Annotated in this window: 15 protein-coding genes and 2 pseudogenes; 9 read left to right on the top strand and 8 right to left on the bottom strand. The window is 71.4% G+C overall.

Annotation, left to right across the window (positions count from 1 at the left end):
• The first annotated feature begins 144 nt into the window (after positions 1-144).
• Entirely contained in the window at positions 145-1,842 is a 1,698-nt protein-coding gene (locus ACFY32_RS30690; protein WP_390676003.1) for a chitinase, read from the top strand.
• 15 nt (positions 1,843-1,857) lie between these two features.
• Here the strand turns inward: ACFY32_RS30690 and ACFY32_RS30685 are convergent, their stop codons facing one another.
• Positions 1,858-3,171, bottom strand: coding sequence for an Nramp family divalent metal transporter (locus ACFY32_RS30685; RefSeq protein WP_390676002.1), 1,314 nt, complete (start codon positions 3,169-3,171; stop codon positions 1,858-1,860).
• Between the two features lie 217 nt (positions 3,172-3,388).
• Here ACFY32_RS30685 and ACFY32_RS30680 point away from each other — a divergent pair, with 217 nt between their 5' ends.
• Positions 3,389-4,720: a M14 family metallopeptidase gene (locus ACFY32_RS30680; protein ID WP_359199966.1), complete on the top strand. Its 1,332-nt coding sequence runs from the start codon at positions 3,389-3,391 to the stop codon at positions 4,718-4,720.
• A 7-nt stretch (positions 4,721-4,727) separates the two neighbouring features.
• On the opposite strand, the gene ACFY32_RS30675 is transcribed toward ACFY32_RS30680, so the two are convergent.
• The 5 genes from ACFY32_RS30675 to ACFY32_RS30655 form a co-directional block, all read right to left on the bottom strand.
• Positions 4,728-5,336 carry a hypothetical protein gene (locus tag ACFY32_RS30675; RefSeq protein WP_390676001.1) on the bottom strand — a complete coding sequence of 203 codons (609 nt, stop codon included), beginning with the start codon at positions 5,334-5,336 and terminating at the stop codon, positions 4,728-4,730.
• A 68-nt stretch (positions 5,337-5,404) separates the two neighbouring features.
• A complete protein-coding gene (locus ACFY32_RS30670) occupies positions 5,405-6,925 on the bottom strand; it encodes a GntP family permease (protein ID WP_390676000.1) in 1,521 nt (506 codons plus the stop codon).
• A 114-nt stretch (positions 6,926-7,039) separates the two neighbouring features.
• The gene (locus ACFY32_RS30665; protein ID WP_359199960.1) at positions 7,040-7,450 is read right to left on the bottom strand and encodes a RidA family protein; all 411 of its coding nucleotides are present in this window, start codon (positions 7,448-7,450) and stop codon (positions 7,040-7,042) included.
• Positions 7,447-8,211, bottom strand: a complete 765-nt coding sequence (locus ACFY32_RS30660) for an IclR family transcriptional regulator (RefSeq protein WP_359199958.1) — start codon at positions 8,209-8,211, stop codon at positions 7,447-7,449. The genes ACFY32_RS30665 and ACFY32_RS30660 overlap by 4 nt, the downstream gene beginning before the upstream one ends.
• The gene (locus ACFY32_RS30655) at positions 8,208-9,248 is read right to left on the bottom strand and encodes a sugar kinase (RefSeq protein WP_359199956.1); all 1,041 of its coding nucleotides are present in this window, start codon (positions 9,246-9,248) and stop codon (positions 8,208-8,210) included. The genes ACFY32_RS30660 and ACFY32_RS30655 overlap by 4 nt, the downstream gene beginning before the upstream one ends.
• A gap of 134 nt (positions 9,249-9,382) precedes the next feature.
• Here ACFY32_RS30655 and ACFY32_RS30650 point away from each other — a divergent pair, with 134 nt between their 5' ends.
• The 4 genes from ACFY32_RS30650 to ACFY32_RS30635 all read left to right on the top strand — a co-directional run bounded on the left by ACFY32_RS30650 (position 9,383) and on the right by ACFY32_RS30635 (position 14,047).
• Complete coding sequence (locus tag ACFY32_RS30650) at positions 9,383-10,660, top strand: amino acid deaminase (RefSeq protein ID WP_390675999.1); 1,278 nt, start codon at positions 9,383-9,385, stop codon at positions 10,658-10,660.
• Positions 10,661-10,671: 11 nt separating this feature from the next.
• Positions 10,672-12,282 carry an amidohydrolase family protein gene (locus tag ACFY32_RS30645; protein WP_390675998.1) on the top strand — a complete coding sequence of 537 codons (1,611 nt, stop codon included), beginning with the start codon at positions 10,672-10,674 and terminating at the stop codon, positions 12,280-12,282.
• 56 nt (positions 12,283-12,338) lie between these two features.
• A complete protein-coding gene (locus ACFY32_RS30640) occupies positions 12,339-13,550 on the top strand; it encodes a pyridoxal phosphate-dependent aminotransferase (RefSeq protein ID WP_359199950.1) in 1,212 nt (403 codons plus the stop codon).
• 77 nt (positions 13,551-13,627) lie between these two features.
• On the top strand, positions 13,628-14,047 hold the full coding sequence (locus tag ACFY32_RS30635; RefSeq protein ID WP_359199948.1) for a hypothetical protein: 420 nt from the start codon (positions 13,628-13,630) through the stop codon (positions 14,045-14,047).
• A gap of 336 nt (positions 14,048-14,383) precedes the next feature.
• On the opposite strand, the gene ACFY32_RS30630 is transcribed toward ACFY32_RS30635, so the two are convergent.
• Positions 14,384-16,258, bottom strand: coding sequence for a phosphoenolpyruvate carboxykinase (GTP) (locus ACFY32_RS30630; protein ID WP_390675997.1), 1,875 nt, complete (start codon positions 16,256-16,258; stop codon positions 14,384-14,386).
• Positions 16,259-16,598: 340 nt separating this feature from the next.
• Between ACFY32_RS30630 and ACFY32_RS30625 the strand changes: the two genes are divergently transcribed.
• The gene (locus tag ACFY32_RS30625; protein ID WP_359199944.1) at positions 16,599-17,312 is read left to right on the top strand and encodes a hemolysin III family protein; all 714 of its coding nucleotides are present in this window, start codon (positions 16,599-16,601) and stop codon (positions 17,310-17,312) included.
• A 44-nt stretch (positions 17,313-17,356) separates the two neighbouring features.
• Positions 17,357-18,095: pseudogene (locus ACFY32_RS30620) on the top strand (Mut7-C RNAse domain-containing protein).
• 21 nt (positions 18,096-18,116) lie between these two features.
• On the opposite strand, the pseudogene ACFY32_RS30615 reads toward ACFY32_RS30620, so the two are convergent.
• Positions 18,117-20,140: pseudogene (locus tag ACFY32_RS30615) on the bottom strand (thioredoxin domain-containing protein).
• Between the two features lie 94 nt (positions 20,141-20,234).
• Between ACFY32_RS30615 and ACFY32_RS30610 the strand changes: the two are divergent.
• Positions 20,235-21,851: a recombinase family protein gene (locus ACFY32_RS30610; protein ID WP_390675996.1), complete on the top strand. Its 1,617-nt coding sequence runs from the start codon at positions 20,235-20,237 to the stop codon at positions 21,849-21,851.
• Positions 21,852-21,952: the final 101 nt, after the last annotated feature.

Here is a 21,952-nt window from a genome sequence, read left to right as displayed (position 1 = left end):
GCCCGTCCGGGCCGCCGCTCCCCCGGCACGGGCGAACGGCTGGTCCGTACCAACCTCTTGACTTCGCAATTGGTCTGGACCACCTTTGTCCTCCAACGGTGGCCACCGTCTTCGTCCCCCCCTTACTCCCCACCGGAGGCCCCAGTGGACCCCGTACGCAGACGCCGCGCCGGTTTGTGGTCGGCCGCCGTCACCGCCGCCCTCGTCCTCACCGGCGTGAGCACCGGTCCCGCAGCGGCGGCGGACGTCAACAACGCGCGCAACGCCGGGTTCGAGTCCGGTCTGAGCGACTGGACCTGTTCCGGCGGCAGCGGTACGACCGTCTCCTCGCCGGTGCACGGCGGCTCCGCGGCGCTGAAGGCGACCCCGGCCGGGCAGGACAACGCCCGGTGCAGCCAGACCGTCGCGGTCGCGCCCAACTCCTCGTACACGCTCAGCGCCTGGGTGCAGGGCGGGTACACCTACCTCGGCGTGACCGGGACCGGCACCACGGACGTGTCGACCTGGTCGCCGGACGCCGCCTCCTGGAAGCAACTGTCGACGACCTTCCGCACCGGCGCGTCCACCACCTCGGTGACGGTCTACACCCACGGCTGGTACGGGCAGGGCGCCTATCTCGCCGACGACGTCTCCGTGTTCGGCCCGGACGGGGGCGGCGGCTCCGGCCCCGGCCCCTCGGTCCCCGGCGCCCCGGCCGGCCTGAGCGTCTCGGGCACCACGTCCTCCTCGGTCTCCCTGGCGTGGAACGCGGTCTCCGGCGCCACCGGCTACACCGTCTACCGCGACGGCACGAAGGTCACGGCGGTCGGCGGCACCTCCGCGACGGTGACCGGGCTGACGGCCTCGACCTCGTACTCCTTCCAGGTCACGGCCTCCAACGCGGCCGGTGAGTCCCCGAAGTCGGCGGCGGTCACCGCCCGGACGGCGCCCTCCGGCGACGGCGGCGGGAACGGCGCGGTGCCCCGGCACGCCGTGACGGGCTACTGGCAGAACTTCAACAACGGGGCGACCGTCCAGAAGCTGTCGGACGTGTCCTCCCAGTACGACATCATCGCCGTCTCCTTCGCCGACGCCACCACGACGCCGGGCGCGGTCACCTTCAACCTCGACTCCGCCGGGCTGAACGGCTACACCGTCGACCAGTTCAAGGCCGACATCAAGGCCAAGCAGGCGGCCGGCAAGAAGGTGATCATCTCGGTCGGCGGCGAGAAGGGCACGGTCTCCATCAACGACGCGGCCTCCGCCACCAACTTCGCCAACTCCGTCTACTCCCTGATGCAGACGTACGGCTTCGACGGCGTCGACATCGACCTGGAGAACGGCCTCAACCCGACCTACATGACCCAGGCCCTGCGCGCCCTGTCGGCCAAGGCCGGCCCGTCCATGGTCCTCACCATGGCACCGCAGACCATCGACATGCAGTCCACGTCCGGCTCGTACTTCCGCACCGCGCTGAACGTGAAGGACATCCTCACGGTCGTCAACATGCAGTACTACAACAGCGGTTCGATGCTGGGCTGCGACGGCAAGGTCTACAGCCAGGGCACGGTGGACTTCCTGACCGCCCTGGCCTGCATCCAACTGGAGGGCGGGCTCGCCCCCTCCCAGGTCGGCATCGGGGTGCCCGCCTCGACCCGGGGCGCGGGCAGCGGTTACGTCTCCCCGGCCGTCGTCAACAACGCGCTGGACTGCCTGACCCGGCTCACCAACTGCGGCACCTTCAAGCCGGCCAAGGCCTACCCCGACCTGCGCGGCGCGATGACCTGGTCCACCAACTGGGACGCCACGGCGGGCAACGCCTGGTCCAGCGCGGTGGGGCCGCACGTGCACGCCCTGCCGTAGCGGCCGCGCGGGGCGCTAGAAGAACTCCGACCACGGCTGGTCCCAGATCTGCTTGACGCACAGCACCAGGAAGAGCAGCCCGGCGATGCCCAGCATGCCGTTGCTCAGATGCCCGTTGCGCCACTCGCGGGGCGTACGGGAGGTGTTGAGGAGCCAGATCAGGGTCAGGGCGAGGAAGGGCATGAAGGCCGCGCCCAGCACGCCGTAGATGATGACCAGCCGGAAGGGCTGGCCCTGGAAGAGCAGCACCACGGGCGGGAAGGTCAGCCAGAGCAGGTAGACGCGGAACGGCCAGGAGCGTTCCCGTTCACCGGTGGCGACCTTCTCGCCCGACGCCTCTTCGGCGCGGGCCCGGAGCCGGGACACGAAGTCGGCGAACATCAGGCTCACGCCGTGCCAGACGCCGATCAGGGAGGTGAAGGAGGTGGCGAAGAAGCCGATCAGGAAGAACTTGGCGGTGGCCGTGCCGTACCGGTCCTCCAGGATGCCGCTGAGCTGGACCAGGCCCTGGTCGCCGCTGGCGATGGCGACGCCCGCGCTGTGCAGCATCTCGGCGCCGACGAAGAGCATGGCGACGACGAAGACGCCGGTGGTGAGGTAGGCGACCCGGTTGTCCAGCCGCATCACCTTCATCCACTTGGCGTCCGTCCACCCCTTGGCGTTGACCCAGTAGCCGTACGCGGCCAGCGTGATGGTGCCGCCGACGCCGCCGATCAGGCCGAGGGTGTTGAGGACGGAGTCCTTCTCGTCGGGCAGCACCGGCAGCAGTCCGGCGACGGCGCGGCCCAGATTGGGGGTGACCCGGATCGCGAGGTAGACCGTCACCACGAACATGACGCCGACCAGGACCGTCATGACCTTCTCGAAGACGGCGTACTTGTTGAACCAGACGAAGACCAGGCCGACCACGCCGCAGGCCACGCCCCACCACTTCAGGTCCATCACGTCCGGGAACAGCGCCTGGAGCGGCAGCGCGCTGGACGACATCGCCGCGGCGCCGTAGACGAAGCCCCAGACCACGACGTAGACGGCGAAGAACCAGGTGGTCCAGCGGCCCAGGCTGGCCCAGCCGTCGAAGAGGGTGCGGCCGGTCGACAGGTGCCAGCGGCCCGCCGCCTCGGCCAGGGAGATCTTGACCAGGCAGCCGATGACGGCCGCCCACAGCAGGGTGTAGCCGAAGCTGCCGCCCGCGATCAGCGTCGCGACCAGGTCACCGGCCCCGACCCCGGTCGCCGCGACCACGATGCCGGGTCCGATGTACGTCCAGCTCGACCTGCGGGGCGCGGGGCCGGCCGCCTCCGCCGCGGTGGTGTCCGTGATGTCCGCCATGCGGATCAAGAAAGCGCGAAAAGCATCCCGGCACAAGAGGGCGTGCGGGGGAGGAGAGGGGCGCGATCCGCGCCGTGGCGCACCACCCCCTCTTGACCGGGTCATGCCATGAGAAGACGATGAGCGCCACATCCGCACAGCACGTCGCTGAACCACCCCCCGCTCCACTCCCCCGCTTCCGGAGATCCCGGAACCCGGAGACAGACCAGGAGACTTCATGCGACTGAGCTCACGAGGCCCTGGCGGCCGCAGACGCCGTGCCGCCCTCGTCACCGTCCTCGCCCTCGCCCTGGGCGCCCCGCTCACCGCGACCGCCGACAGCGGCGGGAAGGCCGCGCCCTCGGCCGACGACATCCGCCAGTACGAGGTGCACATGCCCTCGGACTCCGCGTCGCGCACGGCGCTCATGCGCGCCGGCGTCACCGTGGACGACGCCGACGAGCACTCGGTGTGGGTCTCCGGCCGCGCCGACCAGGCCGCGCGCCTGAAGCGGCTCGGCTACGACATCACCCCCGCGGACGCGGTGCCCGACCGCTCCCAGGGCGACGACCTGCGGCTCTACGACTTCCCGTCCGCCGACTCGCGCTACCACAACTACGCCGAGATGAACGCGGAGATCGACGCCCGGATCGCGGCGTACCCCGGCATCATGAGCAAGCGGGTGATCGGCAAGTCGTACCAGGGCCGGGACATCGTGGCCGTCAAGATCAGCGACAACGTGGCGACCGACGAGGCCGAGCCCGAGGTGCTGTTCACCCACCACCAGCACGCCCGCGAGCACCTGACCGTGGAGATGGCGCTCTACCTGATCCGGGAACTGGGCGCGGGCTACGGCTCCGACTCCCGGGTCACCAACATGGTCAACGGCCGCGAGATCTGGATCGTCCCCGACCTCAACCCGGACGGCGGCGAGTACGACATCGCGACCGGCTCCTACCGGTCCTGGCGCAAGAACCGCCAGCCCAACTCCGGCTCCACCGCCGTGGGCACCGACCTCAACCGCAACTGGAACTACCGCTGGGGCTGCTGCGGCGGCTCCTCCGGGACGGCCTCCTCCGAGACCTACCGCGGCTCCGGGCCCGAGTCGGCGCCCGAGGTGAAGGTAGTCGCGGACTTCGTGCGCAGCCGGGTCGTCGGGGGCGTCCAGCAGATCAAGGCGGGCATCGACTTCCACACCTACAGCGAGCTGGTGCTGTGGCCCTTCGGCTACACCACCGCCGACACCACGACCGGGATGACGGCCGACGACCGCAACGCCTTCGCGGCCATCGGCCAGAAGATGGCCGCGAGCAACGGGTACACGCCCGAGCAGTCCAGCGACCTGTACATCACCGACGGCTCGATCGACGACTGGCTGTGGGGCAACCAGAAGATCTTCGCGTACACCTTCGAGATGTACCCGTCGTCCAGCTCGGGAGGCGGCTTCTACCCGCCCGACGAGGTGGTCGAGCGGGAGACCTCACGCAACCGGGACGCGGTGCTCCAGCTCCTGGAGAACGCGGACTGCATGTACCGGTCCATCGGCAAACAGGCGCAGTACTGCTCCTGACGGCGGCTCAGGAGGCCGTGTCCTCGGCGGGGTCCTCCTCGCCGTCCGCGGCCTCCTCGCCGTCCTCGAAGTAGGCGTCCAGGACCGCGTCCAGGGCGGCGTCCCACTCCGCGAAGCGGCCGCGGGACGCCGCCTCGACCTCCAGCGGGTACCACCGCCGGTCGCGGGTGTGCACGGTGACGGTGAACCGCTTGCCGAAGCGGGCCGTCTCCGTCTCCACCGCGCCGATCTCGTCCCAGCGGAAGTCGCACTCCTGGTCGTCCAGCGCGAGCCGGACGCCCTTGTGGTCGGCGACGATCCGGGCCCGGCGGTCGGACGCCTCGAACACCGGCCCGTCGGGGACGGGTTCGTCCTCGGCGTCCTCGGCGTCCCCGGCGGCTCGGGCGTCCCGGGCGTCCTCGGCGGAGTCCGGTGACGTCCCGGAGCCGGCGGCGTCCTCGGGCCCCTCCGGTTCCTCGGCGGGGGCGTCCGCCTCCGTCTTCCGCGGCTCGGTGTCCTCCGGTTCGCCGGAGGCGGGCGGGGTGAGGCCGGGGATGAAGGCCGGGTCGAAACCGGCGCCCTTCACCACGGGCTCGCCCGGCAGGGGCTGGCTGCTCGATCCAATGCGCTGCTCCACAGCGGGCAGTATGGTCGACGTTCCTGTGCCAAGGACAGCCGGTCCCGGCATCGTTACGCCGACGATGCCTAGAGGAACAGGCTCAGCACGGCCGCGACCGCGAAGCCGCCCAGCGAGAGCACGCTTTCCAGCACGGTCCAGGACTTGAGCGTGTCCCGTTCGCTGATGCCGAAGTACTTGGCGACCATCCAGAAGCCGCCGTCGTTGACGTGCGAGGCGAAGATGGAGCCCGCCGAGATGGCCATGATGACCAGCGCGGTGAACGCCTGGGAGTGGTCGCCCGCGGCGAGCAGCGGGGCCACGATGCCCGCCGTCGTCACGATCGCCACCGTCGCCGAGCCCTGCGCGACCCGCAGCACCACGGAGATCAGGTAGGACAGGACGATCACCGGCAGGCCGACGTCGTTGAAGGTGTCGGAGAGGGCCTGGGCGACGCCGCTGGCCTTGAGGACGGCACCGAAGACGCCGCCCGCGCCGACCACCAGCAGGATGTTGCCGACCGGCTTCAGCGAGGACGTGGAGACGGTCTCCAGGGACTTGCGGGACCAGCCGCGCCGGATGCCCAGCAGGTAGTAGGCGAGCAGCAGGGCGATGGTGAGGGCGACGAACGGGCTGCCGAAGAACTCGATCACCGAGCGTCCCGTGGACGGGTCCAGGGCGATGGAGGAGAAGGTCGCGGCGAGGATCAGCACCAGCGGGGTGCCGATGATGCCGAGGACCGTGCCGAGCGGCACCGGTTCCTCGCGGGGCTCCACGCCGGCGGCGCGCTGCTCGGCGATGACGGCCTGCTTGGCCTCCTCGGCGGCCTCGACCATGTCCTGGGGTACGGCGACGAAGAGCCGGCGGCCGATCCAGGCGGCGTACACCCAGGCCAGCAGGACGGCGGGGACGCCGCAGACGACGCCCATGAGGATGACCCAGCCGAGGTCCACGTGGAGCAGGCCGGCGGCGGCGACCGGGCCGGGGTGCGGCGGCAGGAAGGCGTGGGTCATGGACAGGCCGGCCAGCAGCGGCAGGCAGTAGAGCAGGACGGACTTGCCGGTGGGGGTCCCCCCGGGACGGAGCTCGTCGGAGTCCTGGGGGAGCTTGGCGGCGGCATAGACGATCGGCGCGAGGACGAAGATGCCGACGTCGAAGAAGACCGGGATGCCGAAGATCAGGCCGGTCAGGCCCATCGCGAGGGGCGCCCGGCGTTCGCCGAACAGCCCGAGCAGCCGGGTGGCGAGCACCTGCGCGCCGCCGCTGACCTCCAGGATCGCGCCGAGCATGGTGCCCAGGCCGATGATGATGGCGACGTGGCCGAGGATGCCGCCCATGCCGGACTCGATGGTGGAGACCGCGTCGGACTTCTGGACGGTGCCGAAGAGTTCGGTGACCGACAGCCCGGCGAGCAGGCCGACGGCTATGGAGACGGCGAGCAGCGCGACGAACGGCTGGAGCCGGGCCTTGATGATCAGGAAGAGCAGCAGCGCGATGCCGATCGCGGCGACGGTCAGCAGACCGGCGGTGCCGTCGATCAGGAGGAGGAGGCCGCCGGTGTGCGGCGGGGCCTCGGGGGCGGCGGCGAGCTGAAGGGACGTTCCGGACATACGGGGGTCCTCTGGGTAACCGCATGGGCTTTCGGGCAGGGAGGGGCACGGCACGGCACCCGCGCGGGGAGACGGGGTGCCGTGCCGTGGGACAGGCGGGCGAAAGGGGCGCGGTCAGCCGAGGACGGCGAGCGCGTCGATCTCGATGAGGAGTCCGGCGGGCAGACCGACGTAGACGGTCGTGCGGGCGGCCGGGGGCTGGGTGAGGCCCTGCTCCTCGAAGTAGGCGTTGTAGATCTCGTTCATCTCGGCGAAGTGGTCGACGTCCGTGAGGTAGACGCGGATCATCATCACGTCGTCCCAGGTGGCGCCGCCCTCTTCGAGGATCGCCTTGACGTTGGCGAGGGTCTGGAGGGTCTGCGCGCGCAGGGTGGGGCCGGCCGGGGTCGGGGCCTTGCCGTCCTCGTGGGGCAGGAAGCCGACCTGGCCGGCGACCTGGAGGATGTTGCCCTTCTTCACGCCGTGGCTGAACTTCGCCGGCGGGACGGTGTGGGTCGTGGGGGTGAGCGCGGTCTTCTCGGTCATGCGGTGACTTCCTTGACTGGGGTCCTGCCGGAGTACTCGCCGCTGATGGCGTCCGCCGTACGGCGCACCAGCGGGAGCAGGGTGAGGAGTTCCTCGGCGGTGACGACGACGTTCGGCGCGGAGACCGACATCGCGGCGACCACCCGGCCGTCGGCGCCCCGGATGGGCGCGGCGACACAGTTGATGGACTCCTCGTGGCCGCCGAGGTCGGTGGCCCAGCCCTGTTCGCGCACCGCGGCCAGTTCCTTGAGGAAAGCCTCGGCGTGGGGTGTCGAACGGGCCGTGTACAGGGGGTAGTCGAGCTTTTCGACGACCGCGCGCCGCTCGCCCTCGGGGAGGTCGGCGAGGAGCAGTTTGGCGACGGCGGCGACGGTGATGGCGACGGGTTTGCCGATCCGGGAGTACATGCGCACCGGGTAGCGGCTCTCCACCTTGTCGATGTAGAGGACCTCGTTCTCCTCGTAGACGGCGAGGTGCACGGTGTGCCCGCAGCTCTCGTTGAGGCGTACGAGGTGGGGGTGGGCGATCTCGCGGACGTCGAGGTTCTCCATCGCCTCCTGGGCGAGGGCGATGAGCCGGGCGCCGAGGCGGTAGCGCTGGTCGGACTGGCGGTAGACGAAGCCGTGCTCGTGCAGGGTGCGCAGCAGTCTGAGGGCGGTGGACTTGTGGACGCCGAGGGCGTCGGCGACCCGGCCGAGGTCGGCGGGGCCCTCGGCGAGCAGCGGCAGGATGCTCAGCGCGCGGTCGACGGTCTGGCTCATGGGGTGCGTACCTCCTCGTCGGCCCGGCCGGTCTCCCGTGTCCAGCCGGGGCCGAGTCGCAGTCTCCCCCATGCCGGGTCGTCCAGGGCGGCCAGCCGGTCGGCGAGGGCGCGGGCCGGGGGCGCGGCGAGGTCGCCGGGGACGGTGAGGACGGCGGCGGCCGTCAGGTGGCCGTGCCGCAGCCGGTCCCGGACGGGCAGTCCGCGCAGGGTGGCGGAGAGGAACCCGGCGGCGAAGGCGTCGCCCGCGCCGACGGCGGCGACGACGTCGACGCGGAGCGCGGGCACGAAGGTGGCCCGGTCGCCGTGGAAGGCGGTCGCGCCGGTGCCGCCCTGCTTGACGACGAGGATCTCGGGTTCGGGCAGCGCGGCCCGGACGGCCTCGGGTCCGCCGAGGCCCCATGCCTCGTCCTCGCCGACGAAGACCAGGTCGGCGCCGCGGGCGAGGTCGAGCAGGACGGCGGGGCCGTCGTCGGTGTCCCGCCACAGTCCGGGCCGGTGGTTGACGTCGAAGGAGACCAGCGGCCGGCCGGGCCGGCGGGCGGTCAGCTCGCGGGTCAGTTCCCGGCAGTCGGCGGAGAGCGCGGGAGTGATGCCGGACAGGTGCAGGACGCGTCCGGCGTGGACCGCGGCCAGGTCGACCGTCCGGGCGGACATCGCGGAGGCGGCGGAGCCGGCCCGGTAGTACGCCACCTCGTGCGCGTCGCTCGCCCGGTCCCCGGCGGTGCGGAAGTACACGCCGGTGGGGCGGTGCGGGTCCCGCTGGACGGCGCCGACGTCGACGCCGTAGCCGCCGATGGTCCCGACGAGGTGGTCGCCGAAGCCGTCGGCGCCGACCCGGCTGACCCAGCGGGCGGTGTGCCCGGCGGCGGCGAGCACGCAGGCGACGTTGGACTCGGCGCCGCCGATGGCCCGCTCGAAGGAGGGCACGTCGGCGAGGCGGCCGGGCCGGGTGGGCAGGAAGGTGACCATGGACTCGCCGAGCGCGACGACGTCCACGACGTCGGGGGCGGTGCTGCGGGGTCCGTCGGCGGTCACGATGGGCAGGCTCCTCGTCGGCTCGCGCGGGCGGCGGCTCCGTTGACCCCGCGTTCGCCGAGATGTTAGACAGCAGTAAGCGATATACGCAACGGATGTTGCACATTTTGCAACGCAGCAGATCTGGAGGCTCCATGGCCCTCGACTCCGGTACCGAAGCCCTCGCCAAGCTGGCCGAGGAGCATGTCGACCACCGTTTCAAGGGCCTCCCGCCGGACGCGTACGGCCTCACCGTCGCCGAGCTGGCCGGCCAGCGCCGCAACCTCTTCACCGGCGGCTTCACCACCCCCGTGCTCGCCCTGTCCGCCGAGCGCCTCGCGCACAACCTGCGGCTGATGGAGACCTACGCCGAACGGCACGGCCTCGCCTTCGCGCCGCACGGCAAGACCTCCATGGCCCCGCAGCTCTTCCACCGCCAACTGGAGCACGGCGCCTGGGGCATCACCCTCGCCGTCCCCCACCAGGTGCGGGTCGCGCGGGCCTTCGGCATCCGGCGGATCTTCCTCGCCAACGAGCTGGTCGACGCCGCCGCCCTGCGCTGGATCGCCGCCGAGCAGGACGCCGACCCGGACTTCCGCCTGGTCTGCTACGTCGACTCGGTGCGGGGCGTGGAGCTGATGGACGCCGCGCTCGCGGACGCCGCCCGGCCGCTGGACGTCGTGGTCGAGCTGGCCGCCGGCGAGGGCGCGCGCACCGGGGCCCGCACCGAGGCACAGTGCGCGGCCGTCGCCGAGGCGGTGACCGCCGCGGCCGGGCTGCGCCTGGCCGGTGTCGCCGGGTACGAGGGCGAGGTGCCGGACGCCGGGCCCGAGCGGGTCCGGGCGTACCTGCGACGGCTGGTCGCGCTCGCCGCCGACCTCAACGAGCGGGGGTTCTTCCAGGGGGCCGAGGAGATCGTGGTCAGCGCGGGCGGCAGCGCCTGGTTCGACGCGGTGGCCGACGTCTTCGCGGACGTCCCCGCCCTGTCCCGGCCGGTGCTGAAGCTGCTGCGCTCGGGCGCCTACGTCTCCCACGACGACGGGCACTACCGCGAGCTGACCCCCTTCAACCGGGTTCCCGAGGAGGGCGCCCTGGAGCCCGCGTTCAAGCTGTGGAGCCAGGTCGTCTCCCGCCCCTCGCCCGACCAGGCGTTCACCAACGCGGGCAAGCGGGACGCGGCCTACGACCTGCACCTGCCCTTCGCCCAGGCGGTCCGCCGGGACGGCACCGAGCGCCCGGCCACCGGCGTGACGGTGACCGGCCTGTCCGACCAGCACGCCTGGCTGCGCACGGCCCAGGACGCGGACCTGCGGGTCGGCGACTGGGTCGGCATGGGCCTGTCCCACCCGTGCACGTCGTTCGACAAGTGGCAGCTCATCCCGGTCGCGGAGGCGGACGGGACGGTCGTCGAGTACATCCGTACGTTCTTCTAGAGGAGCCGGACATGGACGAGCTGGTCATCCGGGACGCCGACGTCGTGGACGGCTCCGGCGCCGACGCCTACCGCGCGGACGTCGTGGTCGACGGCGGCCGGATCGTGTCGATCGTCAAGGAGGCCGCGGCGGCGGGCTGCCAGCGGCCCACCGCACGGCGGGAGCTGGACGCCGGGGGCCTGGTCCTCGCCCCCGGCTTCATCGACATGCACGCCCACAGCGACCTCGCCCTGCTCAGGGACCCCGACCACAGCGCCAAGGCCGCCCAGGGCGTCACCCTGGAGGTCATCGGCCAGGACGGGCTGTCGTACGCGCCGGTCGACGACCGCACGCTGGGCGAGGTGCGCCGCGCGATCGCCGGGTGGAACGGCCCCGGCGACGACCTCGACTTCGACTGGCGGACGGTCGGCGAGTACCTGGACCGGCTCGACCGGGGCATCGCCGTCAACGCCGCCTACCTGATCCCGCAGGGCACGGTCCGCGCCCTCGCCGTCGGCTGGGAGGACCGGCCGGCCACCGAGGCCGAGCTGGAGCGGATGCGGCAACTGGTCGCCGAGGGCCTGGAGCAGGGCGCGGTCGGCATGTCCTCGGGGCTGACGTACACGCCCGGCATGTACGCCCCGGACGCCGAGCTGACCGAGCTGTGCCGGGTGGTGGCGCGGTACGGCGGCTACTACTGCCCCCACCACCGCTCCTACGGGGCGGGCGCGCTCGGGGCGTACGAGGAGATGGTCGCCCTGGCACGGGCGGCGGACTGCCCGCTGCACCTGGCCCACGCCACCATGAACTTCGGCGTCAACAAGGGCCGCGCCGCCGAGCTGCTCGCCCTGCTGGACGACGCGCTGGCCGCCGGCGCCGACATCACCCTGGACACCTATCCGTACACGCCCGGCTCCACCACCCTCGCCGCGCTGCTGCCGAGCTGGGCCGGCGAGGGCGGCCCGGAGCGGGTCCTCACCCGCCTCGCCGACGAGGACACCGCCGAGCGGGTCCGGCACCATCTGGAGGAGACCGGCTCCGACGGCTGCCACGGGGTGCCGGTGGAGTGGGAGACCATCGAGATCTCCGGCGTGTCCCGCCCGGAGCTGGCGGAGTACGTCGGCCGGACCGTCCTGGAATCGGCGGCGGCGCGCGGCGAGACGCCCTGGGCCGTCGCCCGCCGCCTGCTGCTCCAGGACCGGCTGGCGCCGAGCATCCTCCAGCACGTCGGCCACGAGGAGAACGTCCGCGCGATCATGCGGCACCGCGTCCACACGGGCGGCTCGGACGGCATCCTCCAGGGCGCGAAGCCGCATCCGCGCGCCTACGGCACCTTCCCGCACTACCTCGGGCACTACGTGCGCGAGCTGGGCGTGCTGTCGCTGGAGGAGTGCGTGGCCCACCTCACCTCGCGCCCGGCGGCCCGGCTGAGGCTGCCCGACCGGGGGCTGGTCCGCGAGGGGTACCGGGCCGACCTGGTCCTCTTCGACCCGGCGACGGTCGCGGCGGGCTCGACGTTCGAGCAGCCGCGCCGGCTGCCGGACGGCATCCCGCACGTCCTGGTGGACGGCCGCTTCGTGATCGAGGACGGCCGCCGCACGGACGTCCTGGCGGGCCGCTCGGTCCGGCGGGAACCGCGCTGACTCACGTGGCGGAAAACACCACGCGGGCTTGGGGGCCGGGTCGTAAGCTCGCGGGCATGCAGGTGATCCAGTCGACCAAGCTCGCCAACGTCTGTTACGAGATCCGGGGCCCGGTGCTCGAGGAGGCGATGCGGCTGGAAGCCGCCGGTCACCGCATCCTCAAGCTGAACACGGGCAACCCGGCGGCGTTCGGCTTCGAGTGCCCGCCCGAGATCCTGGAGGACATCCTCCGCAATGTGTCGACCGCCCACGGGTACGGCGACGCCAAGGGGCTGCTGGCCGCGCGCCGGGCGGTCGTCATGCACAACCAGACCCTCGGCATCGAGACGGACGTCGAGCACGTCTTCATCGGCAACGGAGTCTCCGAGCTGATCGTGATGGCGATGCAGGGCCTGCTCGACGACGGCGACGAGGTCCTGGTCCCCGCGCCGGACTACCCGCTGTGGACGGCGGCCGTCTCGCTGTCCGGCGGTACGGCCGTGCACTACCGGTGCGACGAGCAGTCCGACTGGATGCCGGACCTCGCGGACGTGGAGCGGAAGATCACCGACCGCACCAAGGCGCTGGTCGTCATCAACCCGAACAACCCCACCGGCGCGGTCTACGACGAGGCGATGCTGCGCGGCCTCACCGACATCGCCCGCCGGCACAACCTGCTGGTCTGCTCCGACGAGATCTACGACAAGATCCTCTACGACGACGCCACCCACACCGCCACCGCCGCGATCGCCCCCGACCTGCTCACCCTCACCTTCAACGGCATGTCGAAGGCGTACCGGGTGGCCGGTTACCGGGTCGGCTGGATGTCGGTGTCGGGGCCCCGCGCGCACGCCGAGTCCTACATCGAGGGCCTGACGGTCCTGGCGAACATGCGGCTGTGCGCCAACATGCCGGGCCAGCACGGCGTGGTCGCCGCGCTCAGCGGGCGGCAGACCATCAAGGACCTGGTGCTGCCGGGCGGGCGGCTGCGCGAGCAGCGGGACACGGCGTACGAGCTGCTGACCCAGATCCCCGGGGTGACCTGCGTGAAGCCCAAGGGGGCGCTGTACCTCTTCCCGCGCCTGGACCCCAAGGTCTTCAAGATCAAGGACGACCGGCGGATGGTCCTGGACCTGCTCCGCCAGGAGAAGATCATGGTCGTCCAGGGCACCGGCTTCAACTGGCCCGAGCCGGACCACTTCCGGGTGGTGACCCTGCCCACGGCCGCGGACCTGCGGGACGCGGTGGGGCGGATCGGGCGCTTCCTGGACGGGTACGGCCAGCACTGACCCGGTTCGAGGATCAGGACAACTTTAGACGCGTTCCAATGTAGGATGGTTTCTGTCGAGCTAGGAGGCCATCCCCCATGTACGAACCGATCCGCACCAAGTCGGTCCACACGATGGCCGACGGCCCCACGGGCATCCCGCACCGGTCCCGGGAGGAGGAGCTGGACATCCAGCTCGCCGGCCACCTCGCCGCCCTTCTCGCCGTGACCGACGAACTGCGGGCGCCGGCCCCCTGCGCCGACCTGGAGCAGGCGGCCGAGCGGCTCGCCGCCCAGGTGTCCCGGCTGCGCGGCGGCCAGGCACCGGCCCGCGCCTCGGCGGCCCCGGCCGCCGACGGGCCGGACCCGCAGGCGCTGCACCGGCGGGCGCACACCCTGGCGGGGCGGGCACTGGTCGTGGCGGCGTCCCGCGCGGACACGGCGGCGGCGATCCTGGCGGCCGAGCGGATGGACGCGCACGCGGCGGCGCTGGGGCCGCGCGAGCTGGCGTCCCGCTGAGCCTCGTTCGCCGAGGCTCCCGCTGAGCCCCGTTCGCCGAGGCTCCCCTCGACGGCCCCGGTCCGCGTGCACCCGCAGCGACGCGCGGACCGGGCGCCATGACACCGCGTCCGCGCTCCGGCGCCGCCGGGCCCGGTCGGGTCCCGGCGGCTTTGCGACCGACGGGCCGGGTCCGTCGCACGTCGTTGTGCGGGGACCCGGCCCGGACGGGGTGCCGCCCCGCTCCGGGGACATCGAGCTACGGGAGCGGGAAGGCGCCCCTCTCGCGGCCGGCCTTCGTGACGACATCGCTGGTCAGGGCTAGTCGGACCGGCCGCGAAGCGGTGCGGGGACCGGTCAGCCCAGGCGCTCCACCAGGGCGCGGTACTGGTCCCACAGCTCCTTCGGCGTGCGGTCGCCGAAGGTGCCGAGGTGCTCGGGGATCAGGGCGGCCTCCTCGCGCCAGACCTCCTTGTCCACGGAGAGCAGGAAGTCCAGGTCGGCCTCGGACAGGTCCAGCCCGTCGGTGTCCAGGGCGCCCTTGGCGGGCAGCACGCCGATCGGCGTTTCGACGCCCTCGGCCCGGCCCTCCAGGCGCTCCACGATCCACTTCAGGACCCGGGCGTTCTCACCGAAGCCCGGCCACACGAACCGGCCGTCGTCGTCCTTGCGGAACCAGTTGACGTAGTAGATCTTCGGCAGCTTCGCCTGGTCCTTGTCCTTGGCGACGTCGACCCAGTGGCCCATGTAGTCGCCCATGTTGTAGCCGCAGAACGGCAGCATGGCGAACGGGTCGCGGCGCAGCTCGCCGACCTTGCCCTCGGCGGCGGCGGTCTTCTCGGAGGCCACGTTGGCGCCGAGGAAGACGCCGTGGTTCCAGTCGAAGGACTCGGTGACCAGCGGTACGGCGGTGGCGCGCCGGCCGCCGAAGAGGATCGCGGAGATCGGCACGCCCTTGGGGTCCTCCCACTCGGGCGCGATGGTCGGGCACTGCGCGGCGGGCACGGTGAACCGGGCGTTGGGGTGCGCGGCCGGGGTCTGCGAGTCCGGCGTCCAGTCGTTGCCCTTCCAGTCCGTGAGGTGGGCCGGGGGCTCCTCGGTCATGCCCTCCCACCACACGTCGCCGTCGTCGGTGAGGGCGACGTTGGTGAAGACGGCGTTGCCCCACAGCGTCTTCATGGCGTTGGCGTTGGTGTGCTCACCGGTGCCGGGCGCGACCCCGAAGAACCCGGCCTCGGGGTTGATGGCGTACAGCCGGCCGTCCTCGCCGAACCTCATCCAGGCGATGTCGTCGCCGATGGTCTCCACCGTCCAGCCCGGGACGGTCGGCTCCAGCATGGCGAGGTTGGTCTTGCCGCAGGCGGAGGGGAAGGCGGCGGCGACGTACTTGGGCTCGCCCGCCCGTCGCCCACCACCACCCTCGAAGGAGGCCCTCCGGACCGCGGGATCGTCCTGCGGCGGGGTCAGCTTCAGGATCAGCATGTGCTCGGCGAGCCAGCCCTCGTCGCGGGCCATGACGGAGGCGATCCGCAGGGCGTAGCACTTCTTGCCGAGCAGGGCGTTGCCGCCGTACCCGGAGCCGTAGGACCAGATCTCGCGGTCCTCGGGGAAGTGCGAGATGTACTTGGTCCGGTTGCAGGGCCAGGGGACGTCCTGCTGGCCCTCGGCGAGCGGGGCGCCCAGGGAGTGCACGGCCTTGACGAAGAAGCCCTCGTCGCCCAGCTCGTCCAGGACGGGGCGGCCCATGCGGGTCATGGTGCGCATGGAGACGGCGACGTACGCCGAGTCGGTGATCTCGACGCCGATCGCGGACAGCGGGGAGCCGAGCGGGCCCATGCAGAACGGGACGACGTACATGGTCCGGCCCCGCATCGAGCCGCGGAACAGGCCCTCGTCACCGGTGAAGATCTCCCGCATCTCGGCGGGGTCCTTCCAGTGGTTGGTGGGACCGGCGTCCTCCTCCTTCGCGGAGCAGATGAAGGTGCGGTCCTCGACGCGGGCCACGTCGGACGGGTCGGAGGCCGCGTAGTAGGAGTCGGGGCGCTTGATCGGGTCGAGTTTCCGGAAGGTGCCCTTCGCCACGAGCTCCCCGCACAGTCGCTCGTACTCGGCCTCGGACCCGTCGCACCAGACCACGTCGTCCGGCTGCGTCAGTTCGGCGATCTCGTTCACCCACGAGATCAGCTCCTGGTGCTGGGTGGGGACGGGGGAAGCCGCGATGTCGCGCGCCACGATTGCTCCTCACTGAGGGATGTGTTGTTGGAGGCCCCGTGGGGGCTGCGACCCGGATGCTTGCCGCACAACGCCCTGGGCGCTCATCCGGTGCCGACCGCACTCATTTGATCATCCGACGCGAGTGCCCATCTGTCCAGAGGGCCGCACACCTGAGCGGCGTGAGGATCGCCACGTACCTCCCGCGATCCCGAGGATTCTTTGCGCGGACGTGGCATCTCGCTGGAATTTCTTTTACCTGCCCCGGGCACCCGCCACCACGTGGGAAGATGACCGCTCGCGGCATCTCCCGCGACCGGCCTGATCACTAACTTACGGTTCCGTAGGTACGATTCGCCTTATGACTGCGTCCGCCTTCGATGCGCACAAGGATTCGTCGGCCCCCGGCCGCGGTCCCGTCACGCTCGCCCTGCCGCACCCGGTGAAGCCCAGGCTCCGCGGCTGGCTGCACCTCGGCATGTTCCCGGCCGTACTCATCGCGGGGCTGGTGCTCACCGCCCTCGCCGACTCGGCCAGGGGACGCGTCGCCTGCGGGATCTTCGCCCTGACCGCCTGTCTGCTGTTCGGCGTCAGCGCGCTCTACCACCGGGGCGACTGGAGCCCGCGGATGGACGGCGTGCTCCGCCGCCTGGACCACGCGAACATCTTCCTGATCATCGCGGGCACCTACACCCCGCTGGCGATGCTGCTGCTGCCGGGCGCCAAGGGCGAGTGGCTGCTGTGGGGGATCTGGGCCGCCGCGGCGGCCGGGATACTCTTCCGCGTCTTCTGGGTCGGCGCCCCCCGCTGGCTCTACACCCCCTGCTACATCGCCATGGGCTGGGCGGCCGTCTTCTACCTGCCGGACTTCATGCGGACCGGCGGCGTCACCGTGATGGTCCTGGTGATCGTCGGCGGCGTGCTCTACAGCATCGGCGGGGTCGTCTACGGCATCAAGCGCCCCAACCCGTCCCCGCGCTGGTTCGGCTTCCACGAGGTCTTCCACTCGTTCACGCTGGCCGCCTTCACCGCGCACTACGTCGGCATCTCCCTGGTCGCCTACCAGCACTCCTGACCGCGGCACCGGCCGGGCGGGGGCGCCCGTGGCATCCTGACCGGGTGAACGGTGCCGAGATCCACGTCGAGTTCGCCCCCGAACTGCACCTCTTCGTCCCCCGGGCCCGCCGGTCCGGCGCCACCCGGGCCGCCGTCGACGGGGTCTCCACGCTCGGCCACGTCGTGGAGTCCCTCGGCGTCCCCCTCACCGAGGTCGGCACCCTCACCGCCGACGGCCGCCCCGTGCCGCCCGCGCACGTCCCGGCGGCCGGCGAGTCGGTGCGGGTGGGCCCGGTCGAGCGGCCCCAGCGGGTGCCGGGCGCTCCCCTGCGGTTCCTGCTGGACGTGCACCTCGGCACCCTCGCCCGGAAGCTGCGGCTGCTCGGCGTGGACACCGCCTACGAGTCGACGGACATCGGCGACCCCGCGCTCGCCGCCCGGTCGGCCGCCGAACGCCGGGTGCTGCTCAGCCGCGACCGGGGCCTGCTGCGCCGCCGCGAGCTGTGGGCCGGCGCCTTCGTCTACAGCACCCGCCCCGACGACCAGCTCCACGACGTCCTGGACCGCTTCGCCCCCGACCTGCGCCCCTGGACCCGCTGCACGGCCTGCAACGGCCTGCTGCGCCCCGCCACCAAGGAGGAGGTCGCCGACCAGCTCCAGAGCGGCACCCGCCGCTCGTACGACGCCTTCGCCCGGTGCACGCAGTGCGGCCGCGCCTACTGGCGGGGGGGCGCACCACGAGCGACTGGAAGCGATCGTCAACCAGTACGCCCCTCAGGCGCTCGGGGAACCGCGCGACTAGCCAGGACGGCGCTCAGACGCCCTAGCGGACCGCGGCCCGCAGCCGCTCCACGTCGGTGGTGGGCGCCTCACAGGTGAAACCACGGCACACGTACGCCGCCGGCCTGCCGCCCACCAGCGGCCGCCCGGCGAGCAACGGGAACTCCTCGCTGCCCTCCTCGCCGAACGCGACCACCATCCCCGGCGCGGTCCCGAGCAGCGCGGCCCGGCGCAGCTCCCCGTCGCCCACCACGGCCACCTCGCGGGGCCCGTCCAGCAGCGCCTCCGCCACCGCCAGCCCCCACCCCACGAACCTCGGCACCCGCGGCCCGAGCGCCTTCACCACCCCGAGGGCCTGCTCCGCGGCGGTGCGGTGCGCCTGCGACCCGGTGTGCGCGGCATAGGACAGCAGCGCCCCGGCCGCCGCGGTCCACCCGGAGGGCACCGCGTTGTCGGTCGGGTCCTGGGGCCGCCGGATCAGGCGTTCCGCGTCGGCGGCGGTGTCGTACAGCGAGCCGGTGCCGTCGGCGAACCGGGTCAGCACGTGGTCGAGGAGCAGTCCGGCGAAGTCCAGCCAGACGCCCTCGCCGGTGACGGAGGCGAGCGCGAGGAAGCCCTCGGCGACGTCGGCGTAGTCCTCCAGCACCCCCGCGTTGCCGCCCGCCCGGCCGTCCCTGCTGGTGCGGGTGAGCCGCCCCTGGTCGTCCAGGTGCAGCCGGACCAGCAGGTCGGCGGCGGCGACGGCGGCCTCTACGAGGTCGGGCCGGTCGAAGTAGGCGCCGGTCTCGGCGAGCGCGGCGATCGCCAGGCCGTTCCAGGCGGCGACGACCTTGTCGTCCCGGCCGGGGGCGGGGCGCTCCGCCCGCGCGGCCAGCAGCCGCCGGCGTACCGACCGGACGCGCTCGGCGTCGAACACGCTCTCCTGCTGCGGGAGCTGTAGCACCGAGGCGCCCTGCTCGAAGGTGCCCTCCTCGGTCACGCCGAAGTACCGCGCGGCGAGGTCGGCGTCGCGCTCGCCGAGCACCTCGCGGAGCTGCTCGGGCGTCCACACGTAGTACGCGCCCTCGACGTGCCGGCCGGTGCCGTCGTCGCTGTCGGCGTCGAGCGCGGAGGCGAACCCGCCCTCGGCGGTGCGCAGCTCGCGGACCATGAAGTCGGCGGTCTCCAGGGCGACCCGGCGGGCCGGCTCGGACCCGGTGGAGCGCCACAGGTGCGCGTACACCCGGCACAGCAGGGCGTTGTCGTAGAGCATCTTCTCGAAGTGCGGCACCACCCACTCGCGGTCCACCGAGTAGCGGGCGAAGCCGCCGCCGAGCTGGTCGTAGATGCCGCCGCGGGCCATCCGCTCGCAGGTGTCGGACGCCATCTGCAGCGCGCCCTCGGCGCCGGTGCGGGCGTGGTGGCGCAGCAGGAACTCGATCACCATGGACGGCGGGAACTTCGGTGCCCCGCCGAACCCGCCCCGCTGCGGGTCGTACTCCCGGGTCAGCCCGAGCAGCGCCTGCCCCAGCTCCGGCTCGCCGGGGGCCTGGGCGTCGCCGTAGGAGATCTCCCGTCCGGCCAGGTCCCGCACGATCTTGCCGGCCACGTCGGTGACCTCCCCGCGCCGCTCGGTCCACGCCTGGTGGACGCCCTGGAGGACCTGCCGGAAGGACGCCATGCCGTGCCGGGGCTCGGGCGGGAAGTACGTACCGAAGTAGAACGGCTCGGCGTCCGGCGTGAGGAAGACCGTCATCGGCCAGCCGCCGTGCCCGGTCGCCGCCTGCACCGCCTCCATGTAGACGGCGTCGACGTCGGGCCGCTCCTCGCGGTCGACCTTGACGCCGACGAAGTGGGCGTTGAGGTAGTCGGCGGTGGCGCGGTCCTCGAAGGACTCGTGCGCCATGACGTGGCACCAGTAAACTTACAGAAGCATAAGTGACAGGACGCATATCCCACCGAGAGAAGGATGGGTACGTCCCGCCGCTTAGCTTCATTCATCGCCTCCTCTCCCCATGGCCACCAATCCACCGGATTGGAAGCGTGCTGGAGTAGGTAGGGCGACTGCTCGTTAGCCAGTCGGTTCATACCGGCATCGTCCCATGATCCGGGCCGCCCCGCGAAGCTTTCAGGGCGCCGGGTCAGGAGTAAGTCCTTGAGCACAATTAGTCACCAACACGCCATGTCCAGCGCTCCGCCCGACGAGACCGGGCCGGACGATCTTGAGCTGCGCGGCAGGCCCGCCGGGCTCGCTCCGCCGGAGGAGCTTGCCCGGTTGCACCCCGATACGCCGTTTCTGATCGCGTACTCCCGCATCTCGGACGACTGGCGCAAGCACAACAAGAAGAAGGCCGCCGCCTCCGCGTGGTCGGCGGGTAAGGGTGTGGCCAACCAGCACCGCCGCAACGACAGGAACGCGGCTCGCCACAACGCCGTGATCGTCCACCGGTACACCGACAACGACCTGTCGGCCTCGAAGCGCGACGTGGTGCGTCCGGACTTCCAGGCGATGCTCCGGGACCTCCGCCGGGGGCACACTCCTGAGGGCTACCCGGTCCACGGGGTCATCTGCGTAGACCAGGACCGCGTGCAGCGCACGGACCGGGACTGGGAGGACTTTGTCGAGGCGATCACGCTCGACCCGAGCCGACGCCTCTACACCCCGTCGGGGCCGATGGATCTCACCGAGGAAAGCGAGATCATCAGGACCGGCATCATGGCGGTGGTCAACAAGGCCGAGTCCATGAAGAAGAAACGTCGTATCCGCGACTGGCACCAGGACCGAATACTCGACGGCCTTCCTCACAGCGGCCCGCGGCCATTCGGCTGGGAGGAAGACAGGAAGACGCTTCGGCGGGTCGAGTCAGACTTTCTCGCGTGGGCGATCGACGAGCGCATCAAGGGGAAGGCGATGAGTACCCTTTGCGCAGAGTCGAAGCGGCGAAGTTTGAAGGGGAGTCGCGGAGGCGAAATCGTTCCGCAGACGCTCACACAGATGATGACCGCTCCCCGCGTGTGCGGATATCGCGCGAACCGCGGCGAACTCGTCCTGGACGATGACGGCCAGCCGATCGTGGGAGTCTGGGAAACAGTGACCACGCCGGAGAAATGGCGTACGGTGTGTGCCACCTTCGGACCGGGAAGCACCTATCTTGCCCGAGGCTCCGGCACGCCGAGGATTACCGGTATTCCGAAGACCATCAAGTACCTGGGTTCTACGCTGCTTCGCTGCCAGTACCGCATCGAGGAAGAGATCAACGGGGCGGTCACGACGCGCGTCTGCAACAAGCCCATGGGCGGCTCGAAGGCCACGAGCAAGCGCAGCCCGTACGTCTACACCTGCTCGACATGCTCCCGCAACTCGATCTCCGGCCCTATGGTCGACCAACAGCTCCAACGCTTGGTGCTGGCGAAATTGAAGAAGGCCCAAGCGACTTTCATTCCGGTCAAGGTCACGTGGCCTCACGAACAGAAACTCCAGCAGAAGGCTGACAAGCTCGCCGACCTGGAAAAGAAGTGGCAGGACGACGAAGTGCCCGCCGACATGTTCTATCGTTTGGCCATTCCGCTGGAAAAGGAAATTAAGAAGCTGCGCCGCGAGCGGGCCAAATTCGAATTGGCGGCAGAAATGCAGAACGAGGCACCCAACGACGTGGCCATAAAGTGGCTTGCTGGCGAGTACGACCTTTCGCAGAAGCGCCACGTGCTCTTCGAGGTCTTCTCTGCCGTCCAGGTCCTTCCGGGGCAGAGGGGGAACAAGACGCCGAACCCCAAGCGGCTCATCCCTGTGTGGAAGTAGCAGCCCCCTGGTTCTTAGCGGCCCCAACTCCGGCAAGCGGCGGGTACGACACCCTGATGGGCGTCGTACCCGCGGGTCTCCCGTGAGCGGCCTGGCATCGT

Source organism: Streptomyces sp. NPDC000134, from assembly GCF_042899225.1.
In the GTDB taxonomy this organism is placed as follows: Bacteria; Actinomycetota; Actinomycetes; order Streptomycetales; family Streptomycetaceae; genus Streptomyces.
The sequence above is the reverse complement of the archived record's forward strand: the minus strand, read 5'-3'. Positions and strand labels throughout refer to the sequence as shown.